At 76.2% G+C, this 15,956-nt stretch carries 13 protein-coding genes and 1 riboswitch; of the genes, 6 read left to right on the top strand and 7 right to left on the bottom strand.

All coding sequences use genetic code 11. The features are described from left to right. Positions 1 to 74: 74 nt before the first annotated feature. Positions 75 to 962, bottom strand: a complete 888-nt coding sequence (qcrC, locus tag BLS21_RS26235; RefSeq protein ID WP_091219491.1) for a cytochrome bc1 complex diheme cytochrome c subunit — start codon at positions 960 to 962, stop codon at positions 75 to 77. Between the two features lie 7 nt (positions 963 to 969). Then, the gene (gene ctaE, locus BLS21_RS14310) at positions 970 to 1,590 is read right to left on the bottom strand and encodes an aa3-type cytochrome oxidase subunit III (protein WP_342705812.1); all 621 of its coding nucleotides are present in this window, start codon (positions 1,588 to 1,590) and stop codon (positions 970 to 972) included. A 123-nt stretch (positions 1,591 to 1,713) separates the two neighbouring features. Between ctaE and BLS21_RS14305 the strand changes: the two genes are divergently transcribed. Then, positions 1,714 to 2,130 carry a hypothetical protein gene (locus BLS21_RS14305; protein ID WP_091219484.1) on the top strand — a complete coding sequence of 139 codons (417 nt, stop codon included), beginning with the start codon at positions 1,714 to 1,716 and terminating at the stop codon, positions 2,128 to 2,130. Continuing rightward, positions 2,127 to 3,170, top strand: a complete 1,044-nt coding sequence (trpD, locus tag BLS21_RS14300; RefSeq protein WP_091219481.1) for an anthranilate phosphoribosyltransferase — start codon at positions 2,127 to 2,129, stop codon at positions 3,168 to 3,170. Before BLS21_RS14305 ends, trpD begins: the two co-directional genes overlap by 4 nt. 80 nt (positions 3,171 to 3,250) lie before the next feature. Here the strand turns inward: trpD and BLS21_RS14295 are convergent, their stop codons facing one another. The 5 genes from BLS21_RS14295 to BLS21_RS14275 form a co-directional block, all read right to left on the bottom strand. After that, on the bottom strand, positions 3,251 to 3,538 hold the full coding sequence (locus BLS21_RS14295; RefSeq protein WP_091219479.1) for an Lrp/AsnC family transcriptional regulator: 288 nt from the start codon (positions 3,536 to 3,538) through the stop codon (positions 3,251 to 3,253). A gap of 128 nt (positions 3,539 to 3,666) precedes the next feature. Continuing rightward, positions 3,667 to 5,520, bottom strand: coding sequence for a DEDD exonuclease domain-containing protein (locus BLS21_RS14290; RefSeq protein ID WP_245700422.1), 1,854 nt, complete (start codon positions 5,518 to 5,520; stop codon positions 3,667 to 3,669). A gap of 84 nt (positions 5,521 to 5,604) precedes the next feature. After that, positions 5,605 to 7,971 carry an FHA domain-containing protein gene (locus BLS21_RS14285; RefSeq protein WP_091219475.1) on the bottom strand — a complete coding sequence of 789 codons (2,367 nt, stop codon included), beginning with the start codon at positions 7,969 to 7,971 and terminating at the stop codon, positions 5,605 to 5,607. A 1-nt stretch (position 7,972) separates the two neighbouring features. Next, a complete protein-coding gene (locus BLS21_RS14280; protein WP_091219473.1) occupies positions 7,973 to 9,682 on the bottom strand; it encodes an N-acetylmuramoyl-L-alanine amidase in 1,710 nt (569 codons plus the stop codon). Positions 9,683 to 9,706: 24 nt separating this feature from the next. Then, a complete protein-coding gene (locus BLS21_RS14275; protein WP_091219471.1) occupies positions 9,707 to 11,272 on the bottom strand; it encodes a serine/threonine-protein kinase in 1,566 nt (521 codons plus the stop codon). A gap of 290 nt (positions 11,273 to 11,562) precedes the next feature. On the opposite strand from BLS21_RS14275, the gene BLS21_RS14270 reads away from it, so the two are divergent. The 4 genes from BLS21_RS14270 to BLS21_RS14255 all read left to right on the top strand — a co-directional run bounded on the left by BLS21_RS14270 (position 11,563) and on the right by BLS21_RS14255 (position 15,950). After that, positions 11,563 to 11,907, top strand: coding sequence for a hypothetical protein (locus BLS21_RS14270; RefSeq protein ID WP_091219467.1), 345 nt, complete (start codon positions 11,563 to 11,565; stop codon positions 11,905 to 11,907). Between the two features lie 191 nt (positions 11,908 to 12,098). Then, a riboswitch (cyclic di-AMP (ydaO/yuaA leader) is annotated at positions 12,099 to 12,253 on the top strand. Positions 12,254 to 12,269: 16 nt separating this feature from the next. Beyond that, positions 12,270 to 13,352, top strand: coding sequence for a C40 family peptidase (locus tag BLS21_RS14265; RefSeq protein ID WP_091219464.1), 1,083 nt, complete (start codon positions 12,270 to 12,272; stop codon positions 13,350 to 13,352). A gap of 187 nt (positions 13,353 to 13,539) precedes the next feature. Continuing rightward, entirely contained in the window at positions 13,540 to 14,826 is a 1,287-nt protein-coding gene (locus tag BLS21_RS14260) for a M48 family metallopeptidase (RefSeq protein WP_091219461.1), read from the top strand. Then, positions 14,823 to 15,950: a glycosyltransferase family 4 protein gene (locus BLS21_RS14255; protein WP_091219459.1), complete on the top strand. Its 1,128-nt coding sequence runs from the start codon at positions 14,823 to 14,825 to the stop codon at positions 15,948 to 15,950. The genes BLS21_RS14260 and BLS21_RS14255 overlap by 4 nt, the downstream gene beginning before the upstream one ends. Positions 15,951 to 15,956 lie beyond the last annotated feature (6 nt).

The following is a 15,956-nucleotide window of genomic DNA, read 5'->3' as shown; positions in this document are numbered from 1 at the left end:
GTCCCCCGCAAGCGGGTGGTGCCCCCGGCAGGGGGTCAGCTGTCGTGGTGCCGTGGGGGAGATGGTGTGCGCGGTCACGCCTTGCTGCCCATCCAGAAGATGCCGAACAGCAGCGCGGCCACGCCCACGACCCAGATGACGACGCCCTCGGCGACCGGGCCGATGCGGCCGACGCCGAAGCCGCCCGGGTCGGCCTGCTCCTTGACGGTCTGGACGTAGTTGACGATGGAGCGCTTCTCCTCGGGGGTGAGCTGGTTGTCCCCGAAGACCGGCATGTTCTCGGGGCCGGTCAGCATCGCGGTGTAGATCTCGAGGTCGTTGGCGTCCTCGAGGCTCGGCGCCCGCTTGCCGGAGGAGAGGGCGCCGCCCTCGCCGACGAAGTTGTGGCAGGACGCGCAGTTGAGCCGGAACAGCTCGCCGCCCTCGGTGAGGTCGCCCTCGCGCAGGTCCCCGGAGGGCAGCGTGGGCCCGCCGCCGTTGGCCTGGACGTAGGCCATGAGCTGGTCGATCTCCTCGTCGGAGAAGACCGCCGGCTTGTCCGGGCCCTGGGCCTCCTGGCGGACCAGCGGCATGCGACCGGTGTGCACCTGGAAGTAGACGGCGGCCTCGCCGACGCCGATCAGCGAGGGACCGCGGGTGGGCACGCCCTCGAGGTTCTCGCCGTGGCAGGTGATGCAGCTGCGCTCGTAGAGCTCGCGACCGGCGGCCTCGGCGGAGGACTCGCTGGTGTTGCTCTCGTCGGTCGCGTACGCGGGGGAGAGCGCCGAGTAGAGGGTGCCGGTGAGCACCAGGGCGGCCATCAGGCCGGCCACGTTGGCGACGCGGCGGCGCTGCTTGGACCGACGACGGGCGCGGGCCGCGGCGGCGGGCGAGCCGTCGGCGACACGGCGGGACCAGCGGCGGGGGCCGCGGGGGGCGCCCTCGCCGGACGGGGCGTCGGACTGCGGGTTCGTGGTGGACACCGGTTCCCTAGCGGATCAGGTAGATCGTGGCGAAGAGCCCGATCCACACGACGTCGACGAAGTGCCAGTAGTAGGAGACCACGATGGCCGAGGTCGCCTGTGCCGGCGTGAAGCGGCCCATGGTGGACCGGATGAGCAGGTAGATGAAGGCGACGAGGCCCCCGATGACGTGGAGGCCGTGGAAGCCGGTCGTCAGGTAGAAGACGGATCCGTAGGTGGACGACGAGATCGACGTCCCCTCCTCGACCAGCTGGATGTACTCGAAGCCCTGCCCGAGGACGAAGGTCAGGCCCATCAGGAAGGTGATCGTGAACCAGCGGCGGAGGCCGTACACGTTGCCCTGTTCCGCCGCGAACACGCCCAGCTGGCAGGTGACGGAGGAGGCCACCAGGATGATCGTGAACGTCAGCGCGTACGGCAGGTTGAGGTGCGTCGGCTCCGGTGGCCACCCCTCGAGGGCCCGGGCGCGCGCCGTGAAGTACATGGCGAACAGACCGGCGAAGAACATCAGCTCGCTGGAGAGCCAGATGATCGTGCCGACGCTCACCAGGTTCGGTCGGGTCAGGGAGTGCACCCGGGAGGTGTCGAAGGTGCTGCTCGCCAGGGGAGCCGTTGTCACGGGGCCCATCATGGCATCGCTCCCGGCAAGGTCACGACCGCGGGTGGGATGGCGCGGCGACGCCGTGACCTCCTCGATACCGAGATCCCGTGCTGCCTGGTCAGCGGGTCCGTTGCCACTACGCTCTGCGCCGTGAGCAACGCCGCCCCGGCCACCGTCCTGGTCTACAGCTCCCGGCCCGACGTGCGGGCCGCCGTGCGCACCGCGGTGGGCCGCCGCCCGGCCGCCGACGTGGGGCCGCTGACCTGGATCGAGTGCGCCACGGGCGAGGACGTCGTCGACACCGTGGACGCCGGTGGCGTGGACCTCTGCATCCTCGACGGCGAGTCCCAGCCCACCGGCGGTCTGGCGCTGGCCCGCCAGCTGACCGTGGAGGTCGCCGACCGCCCGGCGCTGTGCGTGCTCGTCGCCCGGCAGCCCGACCGGTGGCTGGCGCACTGGTCGCAGGCAGACGCCACCCTGCCCCTCCCGGTCGACCCGCTGACCGCCCCCGCCGTCGTCGCCGGCCTGCTGCGCGACCGGGTGGGACGGCGCCCGGTCGCCCGGTGAGCGCCCGACCGACCTGGGCGGCCCTGCTCAACCGCCTGCTGGCGCGCGAGGACCTCTCCGCCGACGACACGAGCTGGGCCATGCGCGAGGTGATGACCGGCGAGGCCACCCCCGCGCAGATCGCCGCCTTCGCCGTCGCTCTGCGCGCGAAGGGCGTGGCGCCGCAGGAGCTCGGCGGCCTGGCCGCGGAGATGCTGGCGCAGGCGACGCCGGTCGAGCTGCCGCTGGCCTCGGTCGACATCGTCGGCACCGGGGGCGACGGCGCGCACACGGTCAACATCTCCACGATGGCCGCGGTCGTCACGGCCGCGGCCGGGGTGCCGGTCGCCAAGCACGGCGGGCGAGCGGCGTCGTCGTCCTCCGGCGCCGCCGACGTGCTGGAGGCGCTGGGTGTGGTCATCGACCTGCCGGCGCCGGCGGTGGCGCGCTGCGTCGAGGAGGCCGGCATCGGCTTCTTCTTCGCGCCGGTGTTCCACCCCGGCATGCGGCACGCCGCCGTCCCGCGGCGGGAGATGGGCATCGCGACGGTCTTCAACTTCCTCGGGCCGCTGACCAACCCCGCCCGGCCGGCCGCGGCCGCGATCGGGGTCGCCGACGCGCGCATGGCGCCCGTGGTGGCCGACGTCCTCGCCGCCCGCGGCATGCGGGCGCTGGTCTTCCGGGGGGACGACGGCCTCGACGAGCTGACGACGGCGACGACGTCCTCGGTGTGGGTGGTGCGGGGCGGCGAGGTGGAGCCCGACCGGGTCGACCCCTCGGCGCTGGGCATCGCGCAGCCGCCGGCCGGCGCGCTGCGGGGCGGCGACCCGGCGTTCAACGCCGACGTGTTCCGGCGGGTGGTGGCCGGCGAGCCGGGTCCGGTGCGCGACGCGGTGCTGCTCAACGCCGCCGCCGCCCTGGCCGCCTTCGCCGAACGACCCGCGCGGCTGCACGACGCGCTGGCCGCCGGCCTGGAGCGGGCGGCGGCCGCCGTGGACGACGGGCGGGCCGAGGCCCGGCTGGCGCGCTGGGTGGAGACCAGCCGGGCGCTGCGCGGCTGAAGGAGGACCCCCTGCCCCCACCGCTCGCAGGCTCGCGGCGGGACCCTGCAGGGGCCGGCGGGACCGGAACGGGGATCCTCCTAGTCGGCGGACTCCAGGCCGATCGAGAAGGCCGCCTCGAGGTCGTGCCGGGAGTAGGCGCGGAACGCGATGTGGGTCTCGGTCTCCAGCACGCCGGGCACCTTGTTGATGCGCCCGGCGATCACCTCGGCCACCTGGTCGAACTCGCGGACCCGGACGACCGCGATGAGGTCGACCTCTCCGGCGGTCGAGTAGACCTCGCTGACCCCCTCGAGGTCGGCGACGGCCTCGGCCACCTCGGGGATCGCGTCGGTGGCCGCGTCGATCATGACGATGGCGGTGATCACGCCGGGGATGCTAGAAGGACCCCGCTGCCCCCCACCACTCGCTCCGCTCGCGGCGGGTCCCTGCAGCGGGGCCGTTCCAGCACGTCACCGGCTCGGCGCGGGCCCTGCAGGAGGGCCGCTCCAGCAGGTCACCGGCTCATGGCGGCCCCGTGGGAGACCCGCTCGGGCCGGGCGCGGGTGCCCAGCGAGCGGCCGTCGGCGAACGGGTCGCGCCCGGCACGGCCGGCGTCCACCCGGTCGAGGAAGCCGGTGTAGCTCCCCGTGCCCGGGACCGGGCAGGCCAGCGTGCCGTCGACCTGCACCAGCCGGGTGCCGGGCTTCTCCATCCAGCGCAGCACCAGCTCCGTCTCGTCGACCGAGGCGGCCAGCTCGCCGTCGGGACCCAGGGGCGTCTCCGCCGTCGCCAGCAGTCCCTCGAGGGCCGCCCGCACCGAGCTGCCGCGGGCGGCGCACCCGGCGGCCACCAACCGGCCCCGGCGGACGACGGACAGCTGCCAGCCGCCCTCGCCGTCCGGGCGGGCCAGCACCAGCTCGGGCACCGCGGCCAGGGACTCCAGCCGCTGCCGCCGCCGCACCGCGCGCACGAGGGTGGCGACGCGGTCGCGCAGGACGGCGGCGTCCTCGTAGCGCTCCTCGGCGGACAGCCGTTCGACCCGCGCCAGCAGCGGCTGGAGCAGGGCGTGCGGGTCGGCGGCCACCGCGGTGCGGAGGACCGCGGCGACCTCCCCGTACTCCTCGACCGACTGGGCGCCGGTGCACGGTGCGCCGCAGCGACCCATGCCGGCCAGCGCGCAGGCGGTGCCGAGCACCCGCACCGACAGCCGGCCGGTGCACTGGCGCAGCGGCAGGGACTCGTGGACGGCGGCCACCGCGGCGTCGGCCGCGCGCCGGTCGGGGAAGGGGCCGAGGAAGACCCCGGCGCCCGGGCGCACGCGGCGGACCACCGACAGCCGCGGGAAGGGCTCCTCGGTCAACCGCACCCACAGCGCCCGCTCGGGGAACCGCGAGCGCCGGTTGTAGCGCGGTTTGTGCTCGGCGATCAGCCGCAGCTCGCGGACGGCGGCCTCGAGGTCGTGCGCGCACGGGATCGCGTCGACCCGCGTGGCCAGCGCCACCATCTCGGTCATCCGGCTGCGCTGCTCGCCGGCGGTGAAGTAGCTGCGCACCCGGCTGCGCAGGTCGGTCGACGTCCCGACGTAGAGCGGCTCGTCGCGGGGACCGCGGAACAGGTAGACGCCCGGGCCGTGCGGCACGTCGTCGGCCAGGTGCCGCTTGCGCAGCCGCTCCGGGTCGACCTGCCGGGTGAGGCCGGTCAGCTCCTCCAGGCTGGTGATGCCGAGCGGGCCCAGCCGCTCGAACAGCCCGTGCAGGACGTCGACGGTGGCGCGGGCGTCGGCCAGCGCCCGGTGGCAGGGCTCGGTGCTGGTGCGGAAGTAGGGCGCGAGGGTGGCCAGCTTGCAGTTGGGGACCTCGTCGCGGGTGAGCAGCCGGCGGGCGAGGACGGCGGTGTCGACCGAGGCCGCGGCCGGCCAGGGGACGCCGTTCTCGGCGCACGCCGCCCGGAGGAAACCGAGGTCGAAGGGCGCGTTGTGCGCGACCAGCACCGCGCCGCGGGCGAACTCCAGGAAGTGCGGCAGGACGGCGCCGATGCGCGGGGCCGCGGCGACCATCGTCGAGGTGATCCCGGTGAGCACGCTGATGTAGGGCGGGATCTCGCAGCCGGGGTCGACGAGCGTCTGGAACTCGCCGAGCACCTCCCCGCCGCGCACCTTGACCGCGCCGATCTCGGTGATCGCGCAGTCCTTCGGCGAGCCGCCGGTGGTCTCCAGGTCGACCACGACGAAGGTGACCTCCGCCAGCGGGGTGCCGAGCTCGTCGATCGTGGCCTGCTCGTAGCGGGGCAGCCCGGCGGCGGCGCGGGACGCCGTCCCGGCGAGGCGGGCGGGGGAGAGCGGCACCGGCCGGGCGGGGGAAGGGCGCACGGGGCGCACGGTAGGTCGGGGCGCTGACAGTCCCGGGAACGCGCGCCGGGGAACGGCCGGATCGTCGACCGGCCCCGGGGCCGGTCAGCGACGGCGGGCGCGCTGCCGGGGGTCCAGGCGGGCGAGCAGCAGTGCCGTCAGGACCACGAGCGCCACCGCGATCGCCAGCAGCAGGACCGCGTCGGACAGCCAGGTCGTCGCGGAGTGCCCCCACGTCGGGTCGCCGGGCCCCGGGTCCAGCGCACCGAGGTCCGCGGTGGCGGCGGCCATCGAGAAGCCCCATCGGGAGGGCACCAGCCAGGCCATCTGCTCGAGCGGGACGCGGCCCTCGACGGGGAACAGCCCGCCGCAGAGGACCAGCTGCACCATGACCAGCAGGACCAGCAGCGGCATGCCCCGGTCGGCGTTGTCGATCGCGGCCGAGATCGCCAGTCCGGTCAGCATGCTGGCCCAGGTGACGCCGACCACCGCGAGGAGCACCTCGACGCGGCCGGCGTCCAGCAGCAGCGGGTCGTCGGGACCCTCCCGGCCGAGCAGGCCGGCCCAGGTGAACAGGACCGCCTGCAGCCCGGTCACCACGGCCAGGACCACCACCTTGGAGGCGAGGTAGGCGCCGAGGGAGAGGCCGATGGCGCGTTCCCGCCGGTACACCGGTCGCTCCTTGACCAGCTCCCGGACCGAGGCCGCCGCTCCCATCAGTGCGGCACCGATGACGAGCACGAGGAGCAGCTGGCGGGGTTGGACCTCCCCGGTCCGCAGCGCCGCGCTGACCGACAGGCCCGAGGACCCGGGCACGGCGTGGGCGAGGGCGCTGAGGACCAGGGGCAGGGCCGCCAGCGACAGCGCGTACTGCCGGTCGGACGCGACCACGGCCAGGTACCGGCGGACGAGCACCGCGAACTGGGTGGACGGGCTCTGCTGCCGGGGACCCGCGGCGGGCGGTGGGTGGTGCACCGGCCGGTCGGCGGCCTGCCGGTGCGCGGCGGAGCCGGCGGCCCGCCGTCCGTCGGGGGACTCCCGGAACCGGCGCGCCCACTCCTCACCCGGCGCGGTGTCCAGCAGCAGGAAGACCTCGGCGAAGTCCGGCTGGCCGAAGTAGCGCAGGGCGTCGGCGGGCGGCCCCGCGTAGGCCACCCAGCCACCCGGGGCGAGCACCAGCAGCTGGTCGCAGACCTCGAGGTTGGCGACGTTGTGCGTGACGACGACGACGGTGCGGCCGTCGTCGGCGATGGAGCGCAGGGTGCGCATGACCGACCGGTCCATGCCCGGGTCGAGCCCGGAGGTGGGCTCGTCGAGGAACAGCAGGGAAGGCTTGGTCAGCAGCTCGAGGGCGACGCTGGTGCGCTTGCGCTGGCCTCCGGAGAGGCTGGTGATCCGCTTCCCGGCGTGCGCGGTGAGGCCGAGGTCCTCGAGCACCTCGTCCACGCGCTGCCGCCGGTCCGCGGCCGAGGTGTCGGCCGGGAAGCGCAGCCGCGCCGCGTAGGTGAGGGCCTGCCGCACGGTCAGCTGGGTGTGCAGCACGTCGTCCTGCGGCACCAGGCCGATGCGGTGGCGCAGCTCGTCGTAGTCCTCGTAGAGGTCGCGGCCGGCGTAGCGGACGTGGCCGCTGTCGGCCGGGCGGGCGCCGGTGAGGGCGTGCAGCAGGGTGGACTTGCCCGCTCCGCTGGGGCCGATGACGGCGAGCAGGGCGTTCCGGGGCAGGGCGAAGCCCACCGACTGCAGCAGCGTCGTGCCCTGCGGGGTGACGACGGTGAGCCCGTCGGCCTCGAAGGCGTTGCCGCCGCGATCGACGGAGGCCACCAGGTGGTCGCCCTCGAGCTGCAGGAGGCCGCGCCCGATGCCGATCACGTCGTCGGGGCCCACGGCGGTCTCGGTCACCCGGCGGCCGTTGACGAACGTGCCGTTGCCGCTGCCCAGGTCGGTGAGGACCCACCCGTGGGGACCGCGCCGCAGCTCCGCGTGTCGCCGGGACACCAGCAGGTCGTCGAGGACGACGTCGTTGTCCGGCAGCCGACCGACGGTGATCCGCGAGCCCCCGACGGCGTGTACCGCCGAGAGCCTGCCCTGCTGGGTGAGGCGGGGCGGTACCGGCGGCGGGACGGCGGTACCGGCGGGCTGCAGGTCGACCGTCGCGCCGTCGGAGACCCCGCCCAGCCGCAGGCGGACCGGACCGGTGACCGCCAGCCGGGTGATGCGGTCCTCACCGAGGAAGGTCCCGTTGCGGCTGCAGTCGGTCACCGCCCAGCCGGCCGGGTCCGGTTCGAGGACCAGGTGCCGGCGCGACACGCTGGGGTGGGACAGGTCCAGGTCGGTGCCCTCACCGCGGCCGATCACGAACGGGCGGTCGGGTCCGAGCACCAGCCGGCGGCCCTCGGCGCGGACCTGCAGGGCACCCGGGGGCGCGCTCGAGGTGGCGGGCGCGGCCCCGGTCTGCCTCTCGGGGGTGCTCACGTCACCGCCCGGAGGTGGGCGTCGGGAGGACGGCGTCGTGCACCAGGGCGAGCACCGCGGCCGGCGTCCCCGTCGCGCCGTAGTGGTCGTGCTGGAAGCCGGCCACCGCGCGGGCCGCGTCCGACGTGGTGGACAGCCGACGGCACAGGTCCGGCAGCCGCTCCGCGGCCGCCGCGTCCCGGGCTGATGGCGGCGTGGGGGAGGCGATCACCGCCGTGGCCGCATCGGACTCCGGGGAGGAGGCGGAGCGGAGGGACGGGGCACCCCCGGGTGCGGCGGGACGGACGAGGACCGGTCGCAGCACGGTGCCACCGACCTTGAGCACCGCCCCCATCGACTCGTCGGTGGTCACGAGGCTGACGGTGCCCCCGAGCACGACGACGACGGCGACCTGCAGGGCCGGGGTCTGCCCGCGGGCGGCGGTGTGGCCGGCGCGCACCGACCTCGCCAGCACCAGCGCCGCCGCGCGCTCGGGGTCGTGCTCCCAGCGCTGCGCCTGCTGGTCCACCTCACGGGCGGCGAGGCGGCCGCCGTTGAGCGCGGCGCGCACGGCCGGCGAGGGGCGGTCCGCGCTGGCCACGACGGCGACCAGCGCGGAGGTGCCCCGCTCGTGGACGGTGCCCGCCGACCGCACGGGCGGTTCGCCTCCCGTGTCCGCCGCGCCGGCCGACTCCTGGACCCGCCACGCCCGGTGACCCGCGGCCGGTGCCCGACGGCTGGCCGCGGACGCGCGCCGGTGGTGGCGGACGGCGAGCCCGGTCGCGGCGGCGGCTGCGAGAGCGCCCCCGGAGGCGAACAGCGCCGGGGTGGTCCACGAGGTCCGCGCGACGGCGGTGCCGCCTGCCCCGGCCGTCGTCGTCCCGGCCGTCGTCGTCCCCTCGGCCGTCGTCGTCCCCTCGGCGGCGCCCGTCGCGGCGGGGGCGGGCGGGGGCGGAGCCGGCGCCGGCGCCGGGGCGGAGCGGGCCGTGCGCAGGGCGGTGACCTCCGCCGGGAAGACGTCGCGCACCAGCGGGTAGGCGGCGTCGCCCGGGCACGCGGTGAGCGACATGTCGCGGTGCCCGGAGATGGTCGCCGCCGTCACGGGGGTGCCGGCCGGCCACCGGTTGGAGCCCCGCGACACGAAGTCGGTTGCCGCGCCGGGGGTGGTGTCGATGCCGTACACGTCGGCGAGCGCCGCCAGCAGGGCCACCATCGACCGGCGGGCCTCCTCGGTGGGCGCTTCCGTCGAGTGGTCGCCGATGAAGCAGCACAGCTGCGCGAAGCCCTGGCTGCCGCCGGTCGCGTCGGGCTGCACCGGGCCGGACAGGCTGCCGGCGCGGCCCTCCCACACCGTGCCGTACCGGTCGACGAAGAAGTTGTAGGCGACGTCGGGCCAGTTCTTCGACGGGCCGGTGTGCGTCGCGTAGAAGCCCCGGATCTGAGCGGGGACGGCGTCGGGGGCGTAGGTGTTCGGCGACGCGGTGTGGTGCACCAGCAGGAACCGGACGTCGCCGGGCCGCTCGCTCGTCAGCGGGCCGGTGGGGGCCAGTCCGCGCGCCCAGTCCTCGCGGGGACGGACGGTCACCCCGGCGAGGGGGAGCGGGGCCGCGGCGGCGCGGCCGGGGAGGAGCGGCAGGAGCGGCAACGCCAGCGCGACCGCCGAGGTGCGGCGGAGGAAGACGCGCCGGGTGAGGAGGGGCAGCCCGGGTGCCTCTCCGCCGTGGTCACACACCGGCGGCTCCGTGCGCCGGGCCGGTCAGCAGGTCCACAGCTGCTCGGGCGGGGTCGTGTCGTCCAGGCGCTTGACGTACGCGTCGCCGCCCACGCGGGCCCGCGCGGCGCAGGCGGTCGCCCGGTCGGGGTAGGGGCCCTCGTACACGCTGTAGATGCGGTTGCCGTCCAGCTCCTGCCGGAGCGACGCGCAGCTGTCCTCGGTCAGCAGGTACTCGGCGCCGGGGTGTTCGGCGAGGAGCACGGCGACGTCCTCCGGATAGGTGTCGGGGTCGACCGCCGAGCCCAGGAAGACCACCCAGCTGCTGTCGCACTCGGGGCTGGAGATCGTCGTGGCGAGGCCCAGGTCGCCCTCTGCCTGCTGCGGGTCGGGGGCGGGTGTGGACCCGGGCCCCGTCGTCGGCGCCGACGCGCGTCCCGGACCCGGCCCGGGGGTGGACTCCTGTGCGGGCGACGGCGCGACGGCCTCGGCCGCCGGCGGAGTGGCACCCGCGGCCGCGTCGTCCCCGGTGGGGGCGTCGTCGCCGGACGCGCTCTGCCCGAGCAGCACCCCCGTGAGGACGGCCACCACGACGAGGGCCACGGCCGCGACCAGCCACCCGGCCACCCCGCGCGAGCGCCGCGGGGGCGGCTGCGTGGCGGCCGGCGGCCAGCCGGACGCGGGGACGGCGGGCGGCACGTGGGTCGGCGGCGCGACGGCCGGCCCGGGGACGTGGGTCGGGGGAGCGGGTGGGACGACCGTGACCGGTGCGTGTCCCGGGACGACGCCCTGCAGGACGCCGATCGCGTCCCCGACCAGCGCGCCGCAGGTCGGGTAGCGCTCGCCGGGGTCCTTGGCCATCCCGCGGGCGACCACGACGTCCCAGCCGGGGGAGAGGTCCGGGCGCAGGGCGGTGACCCGCGGCGGCGGCGAGCTCGTGTGGGCGTGCATGAGAGCGGGCACGCCGTCGACGGGGAACGGGCGCTGCCCGGTCAGCGCTTCGTAGAGGACACAGGCGAGGGAGTAGACGTCGGCGCGGCCGTCCACCTCCCTGCCCCGCAGCCGTTCGGGGGCCATGTAGTCGAAGGTGCCGACCGTCGACCCGTCCGCGGTCAGCGGCGGGGCCGCCCCCGTGCCGCCGACCTGGGCGATCCCGAAGTCCACGAGGTAGACGAAGTCCTGTGCCGCGACCAGGAGGTTGGACGGCTTGACATCGCGGTGGACCAGCGCCCGGGCGTGCGCGGCGTCGAGGGCCCGGGCGGCCTGCTCGACGATCCGCACGACCCGTGCCGGGGGCAGCGGCCCCTCCTGGGCGATCAGCCCGGCGAGGTCGATGCCCTCGACCAGGCGCATGTCGATGTAGAGCCGGCCCTCGATCTCGCCGTACCGGTGGATCGGGATGACGTGCGGGTCGTTGAGCTGCGCGGCGGCGTAGGACTCCCGCTTGAAGCGTTCGACGTACCCCTGGTCGGCGGCCACGCCGGCCGGCAGCAGCTTGAGCGCGACCCAGCGGGCCTGCTCGCGGTCGTAGGCGCGGTACACCTCGCCCATGCCGCCGCGGCCGAGCAGGTCGTGCAGGACGTAGGGGCCGAAGCCGGTCACGTGCAGCACCCGGCCACCCGCCGGACGGCCGTTCCGGGCCGAGACGCTGTCATCGGTGTCCCCCCTCGCGACCGAGCCCGCGCAGCGGGACGGACCCTAGGTCGCGGAGGCTCCGCTGCCCAGGGTCCTGCGTCTCCCGGGGGACGATCCGACACGATCGGGTGGTGCAACGCCTCGCGGTCCGCCCGCCGGGGCGCGGTCGCACGGAACTGTCGGTGTCCGCTCCTAGCGTCCTGCCCGGATCGACCGGGGCCACGGACGGCTCCCGCGACGAGGGTCGGCGAGCAGAGGAGTGGACCGTGTACATCGACTGCGACACCTGCACCGCCCGCGGTACCGGCTGCGGCGACTGCGTCGTCACCGTGCTGCTGGGGGCGCCACCGGGCTGGCAGGGCGCCGACCCGACGGTCGTGCCGATGACCGGGCGGCGCGAGGACCGGCTGTCCGCCGAGGACGTCGTCGTGCTGCCACCGGGGGTGGTCGTGGAGTTCGACGAGGTCGAGCGGCGCGCCGTCCAGGTGCTGGCCGACGCCGGTCTGGTGCCGCCGCTGCGCCACCAGCACTCGGCCCGCCCGGCCCCGGCACGACGGGCCGCGCCGCAGCGGCGGGGCGGCGGTCAGGGGTCGCAGCGGCGCACCGGGTGAGCGGGGTGCTCCGGCGTCCGCGCGAGCGGGGCGCGACGGACGGCGTGTCGCCGGCCAGGAGGAACACCGATCTCACAGTCCCGGGCACCCCCCTTCGTCACTTCTTCGCCAACCCCCGTACGGTGAGCCGGTCCGGCCGGGTGGTCGTCACCTGCACGAGGGTGACCCCGGCCGCTCACCGCCGAATCGCCCGACGTGCCGCACCGGCGCCGAGGGGGAACCGGGGACCCACCGCAGCACCGGGGTGAGTTCTCCCGCGCGCCGTCCCGCCGGGGCGCAGAGATAGGGCGCCTTCTTCCCAGCCCGAACCCGTCAGCTAACTCGGTAGGCGGTCGCTGAGGAAGAACGGAGAGCCGCCGCCCGTGGCGACCCCCCGCCCTGCCCTGGGGCATGCCGTCGATCAGTTCCACCCCGACCTCCCGGTCGCGTTCCGCCGCCCCACCCCGTCGCGCGGCATCGCCCGTGGACTGGTCCTGGGAGCCACCGCCGCCCTCGCCCTGACACTGCTGCCGGGCACCGCCGTCGCGGACCCGGAGGACGCCACGAGCGCCGCGCAGGCCGCCCAGCTGGTCGCCCGGGCCGCGCACGAGCTCGAGGTCGTCACCGAGCAGGTCAACGAGGCCCGCGAGACGCTGGCGCAGCAGCAGGCCGCCGTCCGGAGCGCCGACCAGGCGGTCGCCGAGGCCCGGTCGCAGCTCGACGCGCTCGACGGTCGGATCCGCCAGGTCGCCCGCACCGCCTTCACCTCCGGCGACGGCATGCGCGAGCTGGACCTGCTGATGACCAGCCGGTCGGCCGAGGAGTTCGTGTCGCAGCTGGCCACCCTCGACGCCATCGCCGGCCACACCGACGACGTGCTCGGCGAGGTCGCCGCGTCCGCGGCTGAGGCCGAGCGGGCCCACGCCGACGCCGACGCCGCGCAGACCGCCGCTCGACGCACGCTCGACGACGTCACCGCCCGCCAGGCCCGGCTCGAGGCGGACATCGCCGACTACCAGGCGCAGTACGACGCGCTGTCGGCACCGCAGCAGCAGGAGGTCGTGGCCGCGCACGCCGGCCGGCCGGTCCCCGCCGCGCCGGCCGCCGCGGCCACCGGCGCCGCGCAGGCCGCCGTCGACACCGCTCTGGCGCAGGTCGGGGACCCGTACGTGTGGGGCGCCGGCGGGCCGGACGCCTTCGACTGCTCGGGGCTGACCCAGTACGCGTACGCCGCGGCCGGCACCAGCCTGCCGCACTCCTCGCGGATGCAGGCGACGATGGGCTCCGCGGTGTCCCGGTCCGAGCTGCGGCCCGGCGACCTGATCTTCTACTACAGCCCGGTCAGCCACGTGGCCATGTACATCGGCAACGGCCAGATGGTGCACGCCTCGATCTCGGGCCAGCCGGTGAAGGTCGTGAGCGTCGACTCCATGGGCGGGATCAGCGCGATGCGCCGCATCGCCTGAAGGACCCCGTCCTCCCCTGGGAGGACCCCCTTGCCCCCCGCCACTCGCAGGCTCGCGGCGGGACCCTGCAAGGAGGCCGCCAGGGCTCGGGGGCGGACCCAGGACGAGGCCGGCCGGACCTCACGACCGGTGCACCCCGGCCGGGTGCCGTCCCGGCCGCCGCCCGGCCCGACCTAGGATCGGCCGGGTGGGCGAGGCGGGCGGGAGGAGCTCCCGCCGGGCCGCGCTCCTGGTCGCGGGCGTGCTCGGTGCCGCGCTCGTCGTCGTCCTCGTGACGGTCCCGCCGTGGACGCTGCTGCCCGAGCCGCCGGGTGGGCGGACGCCCGTCGACCCGGCGGCGGTCCTGCCCCCGGACCTGTCGACCCGGACCGAGGCCTTCGCCGGGGCGCTGCGGCCGGCCTCGCTGACCTCGTTGCTGCTCGGCCTGGCCGTCTCCGCCGTCCTGGGGCTGACCCCGCTGGGGGCGCGGCTGGTGCGGGCCGTGGCGCGACCGGTCGGCGGAGGGCGGGTCGCCCAGGTGCTGCTGGGCACGACGGCCGTGGTGGTCCTCGGCCGGCTGGTCGTGCTCCCGGTGTCGGCGTACGCCGAGGTGGTCCGCCACCGGTACGGCATCTCGATCCGCAGCTGGGGGCTGTGGCTGCGCGACCTCGCGGTCTCGACCGCCATCAGCGCCGTCCTCACCGCCCTCGCGCTGGCGGCCTTCCTCTGGCTGGTCCGGCGGGCGCCGCGCACCTGGTGGGCGTGGGCCGCGGCGGTGGCGGCCGGCTTCGTCGTCGTCGGGTCGTTCCTCTACCCGCTGGTCATCGAGCCGGCGTTCAACCGCTTCGAGCCGCTTCCCCCCGGGGAGCTGCGCACCGAGCTGCTGAACCTGGCGGAGCAGAACGGCACCCCGGTGCAGGACGTGCTCGTCTCCGACGCCTCCCGGCGGACCACGGCGCTCAACGCCTACGTCTCCGGCTTCGGGTCGACCCGCCGCATCGTCCTCTACGACACGACGCTCGAGCACCTGTCCGACGAGGAGGTCGAGTCGATCGCGGCGCACGAGCTGGGCCACGTCGTCCACGGCGACGTGCTCACCGGCACCCTGGTCGGGGCGCTGGGGACAGCGGCCGCGGTGGCGCTGTCGGGGTGGCTGCTGTCCTGGACGCCGTTGCTGCGCCGCGCGGGCGCGCAGTCGCCGGCAGACCCGGCCGTCGTCCCCCTTGTGCTGCTCCTGCTGGCCGTGGGTGGGCTGCTGAGCACGCCGGTGCAGAACCTGGTGTCGCGGCAGGTGGAGGCGCGCGCCGACCTGCGCGCGCTCGACCTCACCGGGGACGCCGGGGCGTTCACCGCGATGCAGCGCGAGCTGGCCGCCACCAACCTCAGCGACCCGGACCCGCCCGCGGCCTGGCAGTGGTTCTTCGGTTCGCACCCGACCGGCGCGCAGCGGATCGCCTTCGCGGAGGACTGGCAGCGGCTGGAGGACGCCGGGTGAGGACGCTGGTCGTCACCAACGACTTCCCGCCGCGCCAGGGGGGCATCCAGACCTTCGTCGCCGCCCTGCTGGCCCGCCGCCCGCCGGGGTCACTGGTCGTGCTCGCCTCCCGGTCGCCCGGCTGGCAGGCCCACGACGCCGCGCTGCCCTACGAGGTGGTCCGCCACCCGACCGGCATGCTGCTGCCCACGCCCGGGGTGGCCCGCGGGGCGGCCGGGCTGGCCCGCAGGCACGGCTGCGACACCGCCTTCTTCGGCGCCGCGGCCCCGCTGGGGCTGCTCGCCCCGGCGCTGCGGGACGCCGGGGTGCGCCACCTGGTGGGCGCCACGCACGGCCACGAGACCGGCTGGGTGGCGCTGCCCGGCGCGCGGCAGCTGATGCGGCGGATCGCCACCGGGCTCGACGTGCTGACCTACATCAGCGACTACACGCGCGACCGGCTGGCACCGGCGCTGGGCGGGGTCACCCGGATGGCGCAGCTCTCGCCCGGGGTGGACGTCGACCGCTTCACCCCGGACGCCGACGGGGCGGCGGTGCGGGCGCGCCACGGGCTGGGCGGCGCACCCGTCGTCGCCTGCGTCTCCCGGCTGGTGCCGCGCAAGGGCCAGGACGTGCTGGTCGCGGCGTGGCCGCGGGTGCTCGCGCGGCACCCCGACGCGCGGCTGCTGCTCGTCGGCGGCGGCCCGCTGGAGGACCGCCTACGCCGGGAGGTCGCCGCGCGCGGGCTGGAGCGCTCCGTCGTCCTCACCGGGCCGGTGCCACCGGAGCAGTTGCCCGAGCACTACGCGGCGGGCGACGTCTTCGCCATGCCCTGCCGCACCCGCCGCGGCGGGCTGGACGTCGAGGGCCTGGGCATGGTCTACCTCGAGGCCGCTGCCTGCGGCCGGCCCGTGGTGGCCGGCACCTCCGGCGGCGCGCCGGAGACGGTGCGGGAGGGCGTCACCGGGCACGTGGTGGGCGACCCGCGCTCGCCGGAGGCCGTGGCCGCCGTCCTCACCGGCCTGCTCGACGACCCGCAGCGCGCCCGCCGGATGGGCACGGCCGGCCGGGCGTGGGTGGAGCAGCGGTGGTCGTGGACGACGATCGCCGGCACCTTCGCCGCCCTGCTCCACCCCGACGGCTGACGGCTC

The organism is Geodermatophilus siccatus (assembly GCF_900103785.1).
Taxonomy (GTDB): domain Bacteria; phylum Actinomycetota; class Actinomycetes; order Mycobacteriales; family Geodermatophilaceae; genus Geodermatophilus; species Geodermatophilus siccatus.
Note: the sequence above shows the minus strand (reverse complement) of the source record. Positions and strands in the feature narration are given on the sequence as shown.

Coding starts and splice junctions, on each gene's coding strand:
- ctaE (WP_342705812.1), bottom strand. CDS start 1,590: ATGGGCCCCGTGACAACGGCTCCCCTGGCGAGCAGCACCTTCGACACC.